Consider the following 14,513-nt stretch of genomic DNA (forward strand, 5'->3'; position numbering starts at 1 on the left):
GGTTCCATGCCCGTCACCTATGCCCGCCAGGGCCGGATCGGCGTCATCACCATCGACAACCCGCCCGTGAACGCGCTGTCCCAGGCTGTGCGCGCGGGCCTGCTGCAGGCGGCCGACGCCTTCGCCGCCGACGATCAGGCCGATGCGGCGGTGATTCTCTGCGCCGGCCGCACCTGGGTCGCGGGGGCCGACATCTCGGAATTCGGCAAGCCCCCGGCGGAACCCTTCCTGCCCGCCCTGATCGACCGGATCGAGGCGCTGGACAAGCCCGTCGTGGCCGCGCTGCACGGCACCGCGCTGGGAGGGGGGCTGGAACTGGCGCTGGGCGCCCATGCCCGCATCGCCGCGCCCGCCACCCGGATGGGCCTCCCCGAGGTCACGCTGGGCCTGATCCCCGGTGCCGGCGGCACCCAGCGCCTGCCGCGCCTGATCGGCACGCAAGCCGCGCTGGAGGCGATCACCTCGGCCCGCCAGATCCCGGCCCCCGAGGCGCTGGAGGCCGGCCTGATCGACCGCATCGCCGAAGGCGACCTGACCCAGGCCGCGCTCGACTTGGCCCATGACGTGGCCGGCCAGCCGCCGCGCCGCACCCGCGACCTGCCCGCACCCGCCGTCGATCCCGCGCAACTGCAGGCCCTGACCGAACGCCTGGCCCGCAGCGCGCGCGGCCAGATCGCCCAGGCCACCGCCGTGGACGCGGTGCGCGAGGGGCTTGCCCTGCCCTTCGCCCAAGGCATGGCGGTCGAGCGGGCGGCCTTCCGCGCGCTGATGGACAGCCCGCAGCGCGCCGCCCTGATCCATGCCTTCTTTGCCGAGCGCGCCGTCGCGCATCTGCCCGAAATCCAGGGCGTCGACCCGCGGCCGCTGGACCGGGTCGGCGTCATCGGCGGCGGCACGATGGGCGCGGGCATTGCCGTCGCGGCCCTGCTGGCGGGGCTGGACGTGACCTTGATTGAACGCGATCCCGACGGCGCGCAAAAGGCCACCGCGACCGTGGCCGGCCTGCTGGACGGCGCCGTGACACGCGGCAAGCTGCCCGCCGCCCGGCGCGACACGATCCTGTCGGGCGCCTTCCGCACCGACACCGACTATGCCGCCCTGCGCGAAGCCGACCTGATCATCGAGGCGGTCTTCGAGGCGATGGAGGTCAAGGAGCAGGTCTTTGCCGCCCTGGACCGCGTGGCAAAGCCCGGCGCGGTGCTGGCCACCAACACCTCCTATCTGGACGTGAACCGCATCGCCGAGGCGACCGGGCGCCCCGGCGACGTGATCGGGCTTCATTTCTTCTCGCCCGCCCATGTCATGCGCTTGCTGGAGGTCGTGGTCGCCGACCGCACCGCCCCCGACGTCACCGCCACGGCCTTTGCCCTGGCGCGGCGCCTGAAAAAGATCGCGGTGCGCGCGGGCGTCTGCGACGGCTTCATCGGCAACCGCATCCTGTCGCATTACCGCGCGGCGGTGGACGCGATGGTGCTGGACGGGGCCTCGCCCTATCAGGTGGACCGCGCGCTGACCAAGTTCGGCTTTGCGATGGGCCCTTATGCGGTCAGCGATCTGGCGGGCCTCGACATCGGCTACATGACGCGCCAGCGCAAGGCGGCCGAGCGCCATCCGCGCGACCGCGTGCCGGTCTTTGCCGACCGCCTGCACGAAATGGGCCGGCTGGGGCGCAAGTCCGGGCGCGGATACTATCTCTATGGGAACGGCGCCCCGCAGGAGGACCCCGAACTGGCCCCGCTGCTGGACCGGGTCCGGGCGGATCTGGGCCTGACCCCGCGCAGCTTCACCGACGAAGAGATCGTCGCCCGCACCATGGCCGCCATGGTGAACGAGGCCGCGCGCACCGTGGCCGACGGCACCGCCCTGCGGCCCTTGGATGTCGATGTGGTGATGCTGAACGGCTATGGCTTTCCGCGCTTTCGCGGCGGGCCGATGCACTGGGCCGATGCCCAGGGCCTGCCCGCGATCCTGGCCGACATCGACCGCTTTTCCGCCGAAGACGACCATTTCTGGCAGGCTGCGCCCCTGCTGCGCGACCTGGCCGCGCAGGGCCGCAGCCTGGCCGACCTGAACGAAGGAACGAAATCATGAAACAGCCCGTCATCGTCCAGGCGGCCCGCACCGCCATCGGCCGCGCCAAGCGCGGCGCCTTCAACCAGACCCACGGGGCCGTGCTGGCCGGGGCCACCGCCCGCGCCGTGATCGACCGCGCCGGCATCGACCCCGTGCTGATCGAGGACAGCATCTGGGGCTGCGGCTATCCCGAATACGTCACCGGCGGCAATATCGGCCGCCAAGCCGTGATCCGCGCGGGCCTGCCCGACAGCATCGCCGGGGCCACGGTCAACCGCTTCTGCGCCTCGGGCCTGCATGCGCTGGCGATGGGCGCGCAGATGGTCGCGCAGGAGGGCGCCCGCGCCATCCTGGTCGGCGGCGTCGAAAGCATCTCGCTGGTCCAGCCGCCCGTGCGCCATTCGCGCGAGGCCTGGATCGAGGCGAACCGCCCCGACCTCTACATGACCATGATCGAGACCGCCGACATCGTGGCCGCCCGCTATGGCATCTCGCGCGAGGCGCAGGACGAATATGCGGTGCAGTCCCAGGCCCGCACCGCCGCCGCCCAGGCCGCCGGCGTCTTTGCCGACGAGATCATCCCGATGACCGTCACGATGCAGGTCGCCGACAAGGCCACCGGCGAGACCACCGAACGCGAGGTCACCATCGCCGCCGACGAGGGCAACCGCCCCGGCACCACGCTGGAGGCGCTGGCGAAACTGGAACCCGTGCGCGGCCCCGGCAATTTCATCACCGCCGGCAACGCCTCCCAGCTCTCCGATGGCGCCGCGGCGCTGCTGGTCATGGACGCCGACCTGGCCGCGGCCGAGGGGCTGGAGCCGCTGGGCGCCTTCCACGGCTTCGCCGTCGCCGGCTGCGCCCCCGACGAGATGGGCATCGGCCCCGTCCGCGCCGTGCCGCGCCTGCTGGAACGCCACGGGCTGAGCGTCGCCGACATCGACCTGTGGGAGCTGAACGAGGCCTTTGCCAGCCAGTGCCTTTACTGCCGCGACACGCTGGGCATCGATCCGGCGAAATACAACGTCAACGGCGGCGCGATTTCCATCGGCCACCCCTTCGGCATGACCGGCGCCCGCACCGCCGGCCACCTTCTGCGCGAAGGCCGCCGGCAGGGCGCGAAATGGGGCGTTGTCACCATGTGCATCGGCGGCGGGCAGGGCGCGGCCGGACTGCTGGAGATCTTCTGATGGACATGCGTTTCACCCCCGACGAACTGGCCTTCCGCGACCAGGTCCGCGCCTTTCTGCAGACCGAGCTGGACCCGGAGCTGGCCCGCAAGGTGCGCCTGCACCAGCACCTGACCAAGGACGACATGGAGGGCTGGCACGCCCGGCTGCATGCGCGCGGCTGGCTGGCCGGCAACTGGCCCACCGAATTCGGTGGCGCCGGCTGGACCGCCATCCAGCGCCACATCTTCGAGGAGGAGTCTGCCCTGGCCCATGCGCCGCGCATCGTGCCCTTCGGGATCGCGATGCTGGGGCCGGTGCTGCAGAAATTCGGCAGCAGGGAACAGCAGGATTACTGGCTGCCCCGCATCCTGCAGGGCGACGACTGGTGGTGCCAAGGCTATTCCGAACCCGGCGCCGGGTCGGACCTGGCCGGGCTGCGCTGTCGCGCCGAACGCCAGGGCGACCATTACGTCATCAACGGGCAGAAGACCTGGACCACGCTGGGCCAATACGCGAACATGATCTTCTGCCTGGTGCGCACCTCGACCGAGGGCAAGAAGCAGGAGGGCATCAGCTTTCTGCTGATCGACATGACCACGCCCGGCGTCACCGTCCGCCCCATCGTCCTGCTGGACGGCACAGCCGAGGTGAACGAGGTCTTCTTCGACGACGTCAGGGTTCCGGCCGAAAACCTGGTGGGCGAGGAGAACCAGGGCTGGACCTATGCCAAATACCTGCTGACGCATGAGCGCACCAACATCGCGGGCGTCGGTTTCGCCACCGCCGCGCTGGACAACCTGCACCGCCTGGCCCGCACCCAGGTCCATCGCGGTTGCCCGCTGGCCCAAGACCCGTTCTTCGCCTCCGAGATCGCCGCGGTCGAGATCGAGCTGATGGCCATGTCCACCACTAACCTGCGGATGCTGTCGGCGGCGGCCCAGGGCCAGGCGCCCGGCATCGAAAGCAGCATGCTCAAGATCAAGGGCACGCAGATCCGCCAGCGGCTGGATGCCCTGACGAGGCGCGCCTATGGCGGACATGCCCTGGCGCTGCCGGCCACCGGCAACGAGGGCCAGCCCCAGGATGCCGACGAGGTGCTGGCCGCGACCGCGACCTGGCTGAACAACCGCAAGCTGTCGATCTATGGCGGCTCGAACGAGATCCAGCGCGGCATCATCGCCGGCGCTCTGGCCAAGGGGTAAGGCGATGGACTTCCAGCTTTCCGACGACCACCGCATGCTGCAGGACAGCCTGCGCGGCATCCTGACCCGCCACACCGGCGAGGGGCTGTGGCCCGCCCTGGCCGAGGCCGGCGTCATCGCCGCCCTGCTGACCGAGGACGAGGGCGGCTTTGACGGATCGGGCGCCGCCGTGGCGCTGATTTTCCAGGAACTGGGCCGGGCGGGCGCCGCCCTGCCGCTGATCCCCACGATGATCGCGGGCGCGGCCCTGGCCCAGGCCGGCCAGGAGGTTCCCGAAGGGGCGGTCCTTGCCTTTGCCGATGCCGAACCCGGCACCCGCTATGACCGCGGCGTCGCCATCCGGGCCGAGGGCGACAGCCTGACCGGACGCAAGACCATGGTCGCCGGGGCCGAGGACGCGGCCGCGATCCTGGTCACCACCGCCGACGCGCTGTGGCTGGTCCAGCCGGGCGCCCCCGGCCTGACGATGCGCGGCTATCCGATGATGGACGGGCAGCGCGGCGCCGACCTGATCTTCGAGGCCACGCCCGCCACGCGCCTGGGCGCGCTGTCCGATTTCGGCGGGCCGCTGGCGCGCGGCGTCCTGGCCCATTCGGCCCATGCCCTTGGCACCATCACGGCGGCGGTGGACCTGACGCTGGATTATCTGAAACAGCGCAAGCAGTTCGGCCAGCCGCTGATCGCCTTTCAGGCGCTGGCCCATCGCGCCGCTGACCTGGCGGTCGAGGTCGAACAGGCGCGTTCGGCCGTAGTGAACCTGTCGGGCCACCTGACGGCGGATTCACTCCTGCGCGACCGCCATCTCCAAGCCTGCAAGGTCACGCTGGGCCGGGTCGCGCGCCTGGTCGCCGAGGAATCGGTGCAGCTGCATGGCGGCATCGGCATGACCGAGGAATACGCGCTGGGCGGCATGGTCCGCCGCCTGATGACCGCCGACACCGCGATGGGCGATGCCGACTGGCACCTGGACCGCTTTGCCCGGGGCGAGCCCGCATGGGCCTGATCCGGGACGAAACCGGCACCCAGGCGCTGATCGGCTATGTGCTGGATGTCGGGGATCCTGCCGGGGCGCGCTGCCGCCTGGACCTGGACGACCGCCACCTGAACCGCCAGGGCATGCTGCATGGCGGGCTGGCGGCGACGCTCCTGGACAGCGCGATGGGCGCCACCGGCAGCCTGACCGTGGACGCGACCGGGCGGCACCCCTTCACCACCCTGTCGCTGACGGTGAACTACCTCGCGCCCGGCCGCCCCGGGCGGATCGAGGCCACCGGCCGCGTCACCGGCGGCGGGCGGGCGACCCTGTTCATCGAGGGCCAGTTGCGGCATGGGGACGGCACGTTGATCGCGACCGCGACCGGCGTCTTCCGCAAGTCCCGACAGGAGCCATGATGACCGCCCTCACCAACCCGCATTGCGAAATCAGCGACCTTGGCGACCGCCTGGTGGTGGAAAACCGCAATGCCGCCCGCCGCAACGCGCTGACGCCCGAATTCTACGACGGGCTGCACCAGGCGCTGCGCATGGCCGCCGACGAACCCCGCATCGGCGCCGTGATCCTGATGGGCGAGGGCGATTTCTTCTGCGCCGGCGGCGATCTGAACACGCTGATCACCGCCCAGCAGATGGACGAGGGCCAGCGCCGCGACCGCATTGACGCGCTGAACGACCTGATCCGCGCCGTGGTCCATTGCCCGCGCCCGGTGATCGCCGTGGTCGAGGGGGGCGCGGCCGGCGCGGGCCTGTCGCTGGCACTGGCCTGCGACATGGTAATTGCGGCCCGCGATGCGCGCTTCACCGCCGCCTATGTGAATGCCGGGCTGGTGCCCGATGGCGGGCTGACCGCCGCACTGGGGGCCGCGCTGCCGCCGCAGATCGCCGCGCAGATGGCCCTGACCGGTCACCCCGTCACCGCCGAACGCCTGCATGCGCTGGGCGTCATCAACGAACTGACCGATCCGGGCGAGGCGATCATGGCCGCGATGGCCCTGGCCGACCGGCTGGCCCAGGGCCCGGCCGAGGCCCAGGCCGCCATCAAGCGCCTGCTGACCGGCTGGCGCGCCACCGCCTTCGAGGCGCAACTGGCTGCCGAACGCGACGCGATGGCCCATGCCCTTGCCGCGCCCGAGGCCGCCGAGGGCATCACTGCCTTCCTGGCCAAGCGGGCCCCCGATTTCCGACGACTGCGCGAGGGGACATGACCGACGCCACCCGTTTTCACCAGCTGTTCGACCGGGCCGCCGCCGCCCATTCCGACTGTCCCGCGCTGACCGACTGGACCGGAGAGGTGCTGACCTATTCAGCCCTCGACGCCCGTGCGGCGCAAGCGGAACAGATCCTGCGCGACCAGGGCCTGCGCCCCGGCGACCGCCTGCTGATCGTGGCCGAGAACGCGGCCTCCGTCGCGGTCCTGCTGCTGGCGGCGGGGCGGATGGATGCGGTGGCGGTCCCGGTCAATGCCCGCATGACCGGGCCGGAGCTGCAGAAGATCGCCGCCCATACCGAACCGCGCCTGACCGTCCACCTGTCCGATGTCAGCGACCCCGCCCGCGCCCATGCCGCCGCGGCCGGCGCGCGCGCGCTGGACCTGGCGGGGGGCACGCTGTACCTCTCCGGCCCCTTCGACAGCACGCCCGAAGCGGTCGAACCCGACGCCGGCATGACGGCCGTGATCCTCTACACCACCGGCACGACCGGGACGCCCAAGGGCGTGATGCTGACCCACGGGAACCTGATCTTCGGCGGCCAGTCCTCGGCCCGGCTGCGCGGCATCGTGCCGGGCGACCTGATCTATGGCGTCCTGCCGCTGACCCATGTCTTCGGGCTGACCTCGATGATGTGCGCGGGCCTCTCGGCGGGGGCGCATCTGCGGCTGGCGCCGCGCTTTTCGGCCGCGGCCGTCCTCGACGCGCTGCAGCAGGGCGTGACCGTCCTGCCCGCCGTCCCGCAGATGCACGCCGCCATCATGGCCGAGGCGCGCGCCCGCGGGCTGGACCGCCTCGACGGCCCCCTGCGCTATGTCAGCAGCGGCGCGGCCCCCCTGGACCCCGACTGGAAGCGCCGGGCCGAGACCTTTTACGGCATCGCGCTGCAGAACGGCTATGGCATGACCGAAACCACCGCGGGCGTGACCATCACCACCAATGCCAAGGGCGATCCCGACCCCTCGGCCGGCCATCCTCTCCCGGGGGTGGAAATCGCGCTGGATGCCTCGGTCGGACGCGAACCCGGCACCGGCGAGGTGCTGACCCGCGGCCCCCATGTCATGCGCGGCTATTTCCGCAATCCGCAGGCCACCGCGCAGGTGCTGGACAATCACGGCTGGATGCATACCGGCGATCTGGGCCGGATCGACGACCAGGGCCGGCTGCATATCGTCGGCCGCAGCAAGGAGCTGATCATCCGCGGCGGCTTCAATGTCTATCCGCCCGAGGTCGAGGCCGCGCTGAACGACCACCCGGCCGTCCTGCAGACCGCCGTGATCGGCCGCGCGCGCGAGGGCGGGGACGAGGATGTTCTGGCCTTCTGCCAGCTGGTCGCGCCGGGCTCCGTCACGGCCGAGGCGCTGGCCGCCCATGCGGCGGCGCGGCTGTCGGCCTACAAGCGGCCGACGCGCATCCTGCTGACCGGCCCGCTGCCCGCCGCGGCCACAGGCAAGGTGCTGAAACACCGCCTGCTGGACCATTTCGCGGCGTTGCTGGCGGAAGATCCGCGGACCTAGTCGTCAAAGATCAGCCGGTGCTTGGGTGGATAGAACTGCCGCGCAAAGGACACGGGCAGCGCATCCATAGAATTCACCCGCTCGATCGTCAGGACGGGCGTCCCCGGATCGACCCCCAGGTTCAGCGCGCAGGTCCCGCCGGCGGGTTCCGCCAGGATCGAAAAGCTGCTCTGCGTCACCGGCAGGGTCCGCGCCAGCCATTCCTGCGGCGGCTCGACGGCAAAGACCGTGGCGTCGGGCGTGGCCAGGGCGCGAGGGTTCAGCCAGATGGCCTCGCTGCAATGGGGCTGCCCGTCGGCCATGTGGCGCGACATGACCAGCAGCAGCACGTCCTGTGCGTCGACCTGCAGCGCCCGCATCGCCTCGGGCGTGGGCAGGCGGGCCTCGCATTCGGTCAGCTGATAGGAATAGGCCGCGCCCATTCCCTCGATCTCGGTCCGGATGGCCGGCAGGCGCAGCGTCGTGCGGCGCAGGGGCGTCGCCGCGACCCGCGTGCCCACCTTGCGGCGGCGCTGGATGATGCCGCTGTCGGCCAGTTCGCGCAGCGCCCGGTTCACGGTGGCGCGGGCACAGCCCATCTCGACCGACAGGTGCTGCTCGGTCGGGATCAGGGCGCCGGGGGGCCATTCGCCGGCACGGATGCGGCGCAGCACCTCGGCGCGGATCGCCTGCCAGGTGTTCAGGCGCTTGCGGCTGTGATCGGGCGGCGAGGCACGCAGTTGCGCCATCGCCCCTTCGGGCAGATTAGCCATATCGGCACACTCGCTATAAACAAAGGTGAACCCTTGATAGAACATGTAAAAGATTTATGCAGCTGTCCAAAAGGTTATAGCACAAGGTAATCAGGCCATATCGGCGGGAAGCCGCAGCGGGCAGGGGGGATATTCCTTTGACTTTCCCGCGCGTCTGTTAAATGCATTTTCTGCAATAATCTGGTGACACCATGCAGATGACCTCCCCGCAGCCGGCCCCGGGGGCCGGGATCGCCGCCCCGGCCGCGCCGCTGACCTCCTGGGGCGTGCTGATGGCGATCAGCCTCTGCCACATGATCAACGACGTGATGCAGTCGATGCTGGCGGCGATCTATCCGCTGCTGCGGGTCGAATTCGCCCTGTCCTACGCCCAGATCGGGGTGATGACCTTGGCCTTCCAGGTCACGGCCTCGCTGCTGCAGCCGCTGATCGGCATGGCCACGGACCGGCATCCGCAGCCGCGTTCGCTGCCCTTCGGGATGGGCTCGACCCTGGCGGGGGTGGTGCTGCTGGCGACGGCGCATCACTACGCGATGCTGCTGGCGGGGGCGATGCTGATCGGCATCGGCTCGGCGGTCTTTCATCCCGAAAGCTCGCGCGTGGCGCGTCTGGCCTCGGGCGGGCGCTATGGCACGGCGCAGTCGGTGTTCCAGCTGGGCGGCAATTTCGGCACCTCGCTGGGGCCGCTGCTGGCGGCCTTCATCGTGGTGCCGCTCGGCCGCCCGGCGGTCGCCTGGTTCGCGGTCGCGGCGGCCCTGGGCGCGGCGATCCTCTGGCGGGTCGGAACCTGGGCCGAGACGCGCCGCCGCGCCGCCGCCGCCCGCCCCGACCAGCGGCTGCGCCTGCCGCGCGCCACGGTGATCCGCGCCATCGCGGTCCTTGCCGCGCTGGTCTTCACCAAGAACATCTACACCGCCTCGATGAGCAGCTATTTCACCTTCTTTACCATCGACAAGTTCGGCCTCTCGACCCAAGGCGCGCAGCTCATGCTGTTCCTGTTCCTGGTGGGGATGGCAGGGGGCGTCATGCTGGGCGGCGTCATCGGCGACCGGGTTGGGCCCCTGACAGTGATCTGGGTCTCGATCCTGGGCGTGCTGCCCTTCACCCTCCTGCTGCCGCATGTGGGACTACAGGCCACGGGCGTGCTGGCGGTGCTGATCGGGCTGATCCTGGCCTCGGCCTTCCCGGCCATCGTGGTCTTTGCGCAGGAACTGGTGCCCGGCCGCACCGGCATGATCGCGGGGCTCTTCTTCGGGTTCTCCTTCGGCATGGGCGGGATCGCGGCGGCGGCGCTTGGCGTGCTGGCCGATGCGCGCGGCATCCAGACGGTGTTCCAGCTCTGTTCGGTGCTGCCGGTCCTGGGGCTTTTGACGATCCTGCTGCCCCGGCGCGACCGCATGGCGGGCTGATCCCGTGGCGCCGCCTGTCTTCGTCCACCTGGGCCCCGACAGCCCGTTGGAGGCCGCGCTGGTGCGGCTGTTCCAAGCCAACGGCCACCAGGCCGCCTGCCACGAGGGCGGCCGCCTGGCCACCGATATCCTCTATGCGATGGGGCAGGGACAGCGGCCGCTGAAGGACTGGCCCCAGGCGCGGCTGTTCGCGGGCCTCTATCGCCACGCCCCGCACTGGCGCCCCCCGCTCGAGGCCTGGCGCTGCGCCGCCTTCCTGCGCGACCGCCTGCCGGGGGCGCATTTCCTGCTGACCCTCCCGCCCCGCGACCCTTGGGCGTTGTGGCGCCTGTCGACCGACGCGCTGCGCTGCCATGCCCATCACCGCGGCGTGCCTGGTCCCGCCCTGCCGCAGATCTGGCAGCAGGACCTGGAGGCGCATCTGACCCAGGTCCGGGCGCTCTTCGCCGACGACCCCCGGTTGATCGTCGTCGATCCCGACCGCGACAGCCCCGCCGACCTGGCCGCACGGCTGGACCCGCTGCTGCCGATGCGGACGCTGCCCATCGCCCGCTGGCCCAGCCCGGGGCGGGCCGAGGCCGGGCTGATGGCGCTTCTGGATCAGCCGGACCCGACCCCCGCACCGCCGGGCTGGGCCGAGGATGTCGCCCGCTTCTGCCTGGCAGGTCTGGACCGCCAGGCACCCGGCGACCTCTCCGGCCTCTCGGGCTATGCCTGCCACTGGGACGGCCGCACCGGGGGCGCGGGGGCCGTGACCGACGCAAAGGGCCAGGCGCGGCAGGTCACGCTGGCCACGCCCCCCGGCGACCGGCCCCTGGCCCTGGCGCGCGAGGGGCGGCACTTCAAGCTGATCCGGGCCGAAGCCGTCATCAACGACATCCTGGCGCTGGACCGCCGCGACCCGGTCTGGATCGACATGGAGGACAGCCGCTGGTTCGGCAGCCCCGAAGGTGCGGCCCTGGACCGGCCGGTCCTCTGCCACAACCGCCGCGCGGGGGCAGTGAACGCGGTCCTTTGGCCCTTGCCCGACCAGCACGCCATCGGCCTGCCCGGCTTTGATCCGCGCCTGCCGCCCGATCCGATCCCCTTCGAGGAAAAGGAGGACCGGCTGATCTGGCGCGGCATGATCTCGGGGTCCGAGATGCGCGATGGCGTCAAGCCCGGCCCCGCCAGCCATGTCTGGCTGTCCCGCCTGGCCGAGGCCCAGACCCCCGACCAGCGCGACGAGGCCTGGCGGGGCCTCTGCCGCACCAACCGGATGGCCTTCCTGCGGCAGTATTTCGACGACCCCGACTTCGACCTGGGGCTGGTCCTGGCCTGGGGCTATCGCCGGTTCGCCGACGACCCGCTGCTGGCACCCTTTTGCCGGCCCCGCGCCGGACCCGAGACCTTCCGGCGCTTCCGCTATCAGCTGTGCCTGTCCGGCTACGACCACGGCTCGAACTTCATCGGGGCGCTGGACAGCAACGGGGTCCTGCTGGCCGAAGACGATGGCTGGCAGGTCTTCTATTCCGGCCGCTTCAAGCCCTGGCAGCACTTCATCCCCGTCGCCCGCCACCTGACCGACCTGAAAAACAAGCTGGCCTGGGCCCGCGCCCATCCCGACGAATGTCAGGCCATGTCCCGCGCCGCCCGGACCGAGGCCGCCCATCTGCGCGATCCGGCCGCGCGGGCCGACCTGATGCGCCTCATCCTCGACGGGCTCGCGCAGGCGCGCTAAACCCTCGGCCATGACCCAGATCCGCATCGAACCCCTGACCGCCGCAGCCTTCGCCCCCTTCGGTGAGGTGCTGGCCCCCCGACCCGCCCCCGACCGCATGATCAACGCGGGCCGCTGCGAACGCCACCACGCCCTGGCCACCGTCCAGCGCGGCGGCGGAGAGGCGATCATCTCGATCTTCCGCAGCGCGCCGGTCAGCCTGCCCTATGACTGCGACCTGCTGGAACGCCATCCCCTGGGCAGCCAGGCCTTCATGCCGATGGGTCCCGACGCCTGGCTCTCGGTCGTGGCCCCGGACGACGGCGGCCGCCCCGGCACGCCCCGCGCCTTCCTGGTGCCGGCCGGGACCGGCGTGAACCTGCACGCGGGCACCTGGCACGGCGTCCTGACCCCCCTGGACCGGGCCGCCGATTTCCTGGTCGTCGACCGAGAGGGCAGCGGCACCAACCTCGAGGAGGTCCGCATCCCGCCCGTGCGGATCACCGCATGAGCCTGCCCGACTACAGCCACGAGACGCTGGCCCTGTCCCAGGGCGCTCGCCTGGTCGCCGGCGTGGACGAGGCCGGGCGCGGCCCGCTGGCGGGCCCGGTGACGGCGGCGGCGGTGATCCTCGACCCCGCCAACATCCCGCCCGGCCTCAACGACAGCAAGCAGCTGACCGCCCGGCGGCGCGAGGAGCTGGCCGACTGGATCATGGCCCAGTGCGACTGGTCCGTGGCGCATGTCGACGTGGCGGAAATCGACGCGCTGAACATCTATCACGCCAGCCACGCCGCCATGTGCCGCGCCATCGCAGGGCTGCGCCAGCGCCCCTGCCTGGTCCTGGTGGACGGCAACCGCCTGCCGCGCGACTTGTCCTGCCCCGGCCAGGCCATCGTCAAGGGCGACGCGCGCTGCCTGACGATCGCCGCCGCATCCATCGTCGCCAAGGTGTTGCGCGATCGCATCATGGTGGATTTGGCGCAACAGCACCCCGGCTATGGCTGGGAGGCGAATGCCGGATACCCCACGCCCGCGCATAAACGGGCCCTCCTAGATTTGGGGGTCACCCCACATCATAGGCGGTCCTTCGCACCCGTCCACAACATCTTGTGTAAAGCCACTTTGGTAAGCCTCTGATTCAAAAAAGAAATTGACGGCGAATCGGGTCTGAATCATCTTTGGGACATACCAGACCGGCAAAAAGCCGGCTTTCCCCAGAGGCAGACCATGACGAAGACCAAGGACCAGCGCGCGGTTTCCGCGCCGCCGTTACCGCTGAACCAGATCCTGGGTGGCGACTGCATCGACATCATGAACAGCCTGCCCGCGGGCAGCGTTGACCTGATCTTTGCCGACCCGCCCTATAACCTGCAGTTGAAGGGCGACCTGCACCGGCCCGACAATTCCAAGGTGGATGCGGTGGACGACCACTGGGACCAGTTCTCGTCCTTTGCCATCTACGACGCCTTCACCCGCGACTGGCTGGCCGCCGCGCGCCGCCTGCTGAAACCGAACGGCGCCATCTGGGTGATCGGCAGCTATCACAACATCTTCCGGGTCGGGGCCGAGCTTCAGAACCAGGGCTTCTGGATCATGAACGACGTGATCTGGCGCAAGTCGAACCCGATGCCGAACTTTCGCGGCAAGCGCCTGACCAACGCCCATGAGACGCTGATCTGGGCGGCCAAGTCGGAAAACTCGAAATACACCTTCAACTACGAGGCGCTGAAGTCGCTGAACGAGGGCGTGCAGATGCGCTCGGACTGGGTCCTGCCGATCTGCAACGGCGGTGAACGGCTGAAGGACGCGGCCGGCGACAAGGCCCATCCGACGCAAAAGCCGGAATCCCTGCTGCACCGCGTCATTGTCGGGACGACCAATCCCGGCGATGTGGTGCTGGACCCGTTCTTCGGCACCGGCACGACGGGCGCCGTCGCCAAGATGCTGGGCCGCGACTATATCGGCATCGAGCGCGAGGAGGCCTACCGAGAGGTCGCCGCCCGGCGCCTGTCCCGTGTCCGCCGCTTCGACACCGAGGCCATCGCCACCACCCGCGCCAAGCGGGCCGAGGTCCGCATCCCCTTTGGCCAGGTGATCGAGCGCGGCATGCTGCGCCCCGGAGAGGAACTGTTCTCCATCGGCAACCGCCACAAGGCCAAGGTCCGCGCCGACGGCTCGCTGATCGGCAATGACGTCAAGGGCTCGATCCACCAGGTCGGCGCCGCGCTGGAAGGCGCGCCCTCCTGCAACGGCTGGACCTACTGGCATTTCCGGCGCGAGGGCAAGATGATCCCGCTGGACATCCTGCGCCAGCAGATCCGCGCCGAACTGGAGGGCGAGGTGTCCCGCCCCAACTGATCGCGTCGCCCGGTTTCGCCAGTTCCGCCGCGCCGCGCGCCCGCCGGAACCACCTCGCCCCGCCATCCTTGCATGGCGGGGCGTCTTTCATGGCGACCTGCCTTGACGCGACCTTAACCCGCAA

At 70.6% G+C, this 14,513-nt stretch carries 13 protein-coding genes; 12 read left to right on the forward strand and 1 reads right to left on the reverse strand.

What is annotated here, in order from left to right; all coding sequences use genetic code 11:
- Positions 1-6 precede the first annotated feature (6 nt).
- Genes ACNR9W_RS02625 through ACNR9W_RS02655 form a run of 7 tightly spaced genes read left to right on the forward strand, consistent with a single transcriptional unit; the run spans position 7 to position 8,168 of the window.
- On the forward strand, positions 7-2,091 hold the full coding sequence (locus tag ACNR9W_RS02625) for an FAD-dependent oxidoreductase (protein WP_419269189.1): 2,085 nt from the start codon (positions 7-9) through the stop codon (positions 2,089-2,091).
- Complete coding sequence (locus ACNR9W_RS02630; protein ID WP_419269188.1) at positions 2,088-3,263, forward strand: acetyl-CoA C-acyltransferase; 1,176 nt, start codon at positions 2,088-2,090, stop codon at positions 3,261-3,263. Before ACNR9W_RS02625 ends, ACNR9W_RS02630 begins: the two co-directional genes overlap by 4 nt.
- Positions 3,263-4,447: an acyl-CoA dehydrogenase family protein gene (locus ACNR9W_RS02635; protein WP_419269187.1), complete on the forward strand. Its 1,185-nt coding sequence runs from the start codon at positions 3,263-3,265 to the stop codon at positions 4,445-4,447. Before ACNR9W_RS02630 ends, ACNR9W_RS02635 begins: the two co-directional genes overlap by 1 nt.
- A 4-nt stretch (positions 4,448-4,451) precedes the next feature.
- Complete coding sequence (locus ACNR9W_RS02640; RefSeq protein ID WP_419269186.1) at positions 4,452-5,450, forward strand: acyl-CoA dehydrogenase family protein; 999 nt, start codon at positions 4,452-4,454, stop codon at positions 5,448-5,450.
- Positions 5,441-5,839: a PaaI family thioesterase gene (locus ACNR9W_RS02645; RefSeq protein WP_419269184.1), complete on the forward strand. Its 399-nt coding sequence runs from the start codon at positions 5,441-5,443 to the stop codon at positions 5,837-5,839. Before ACNR9W_RS02640 ends, ACNR9W_RS02645 begins: the two co-directional genes overlap by 10 nt.
- Positions 5,839-6,648 carry an oxepin-CoA hydrolase, alternative type gene (locus ACNR9W_RS02650; RefSeq protein ID WP_419269183.1) on the forward strand — a complete coding sequence of 270 codons (810 nt, stop codon included), beginning with the start codon at positions 5,839-5,841 and terminating at the stop codon, positions 6,646-6,648. The genes ACNR9W_RS02645 and ACNR9W_RS02650 overlap by 1 nt, the downstream gene beginning before the upstream one ends.
- Positions 6,645-8,168, forward strand: coding sequence for a class I adenylate-forming enzyme family protein (locus tag ACNR9W_RS02655; RefSeq protein WP_419269182.1), 1,524 nt, complete (start codon positions 6,645-6,647; stop codon positions 8,166-8,168). The genes ACNR9W_RS02650 and ACNR9W_RS02655 overlap by 4 nt, the downstream gene beginning before the upstream one ends.
- On the opposite strand, the gene ACNR9W_RS02660 is transcribed toward ACNR9W_RS02655, so the two are convergent.
- Positions 8,165-8,896: a GntR family transcriptional regulator gene (locus ACNR9W_RS02660; RefSeq protein WP_419269180.1), complete on the reverse strand. Its 732-nt coding sequence runs from the start codon at positions 8,894-8,896 to the stop codon at positions 8,165-8,167. The two genes, ACNR9W_RS02655 and ACNR9W_RS02660, sit on opposite strands and share 4 nt — an antisense overlap.
- A 215-nt stretch (positions 8,897-9,111) precedes the next feature.
- Here ACNR9W_RS02660 and ACNR9W_RS02665 point away from each other — a divergent pair, with 215 nt between their 5' ends.
- From ACNR9W_RS02665 to ACNR9W_RS02685, 5 genes are all read left to right on the forward strand, one after another.
- Positions 9,112-10,329, forward strand: a complete 1,218-nt coding sequence (locus tag ACNR9W_RS02665) for an MFS transporter (protein ID WP_419269179.1) — start codon at positions 9,112-9,114, stop codon at positions 10,327-10,329.
- 4 nt (positions 10,330-10,333) lie between these two features.
- A complete protein-coding gene (locus tag ACNR9W_RS02670; RefSeq protein WP_419269177.1) occupies positions 10,334-12,049 on the forward strand; it encodes a glycosyl transferase family 90 in 1,716 nt (571 codons plus the stop codon).
- A gap of 10 nt (positions 12,050-12,059) precedes the next feature.
- Positions 12,060-12,539, forward strand: a complete 480-nt coding sequence (locus tag ACNR9W_RS02675) for an ureidoglycolate lyase (protein ID WP_419269176.1) — start codon at positions 12,060-12,062, stop codon at positions 12,537-12,539.
- The gene (locus ACNR9W_RS02680; protein ID WP_419269175.1) at positions 12,536-13,168 is read left to right on the forward strand and encodes a ribonuclease HII; all 633 of its coding nucleotides are present in this window, start codon (positions 12,536-12,538) and stop codon (positions 13,166-13,168) included. Before ACNR9W_RS02675 ends, ACNR9W_RS02680 begins: the two co-directional genes overlap by 4 nt.
- A gap of 90 nt (positions 13,169-13,258) precedes the next feature.
- Complete coding sequence (locus ACNR9W_RS02685) at positions 13,259-14,389, forward strand: site-specific DNA-methyltransferase (protein WP_419269173.1); 1,131 nt, start codon at positions 13,259-13,261, stop codon at positions 14,387-14,389.
- Positions 14,390-14,513 lie beyond the last annotated feature (124 nt).

This window comes from Paracoccus sp. T5 (genome assembly GCF_048538155.2).
Taxonomy (GTDB): Bacteria; Pseudomonadota; Alphaproteobacteria; order Rhodobacterales; family Rhodobacteraceae; genus Paracoccus.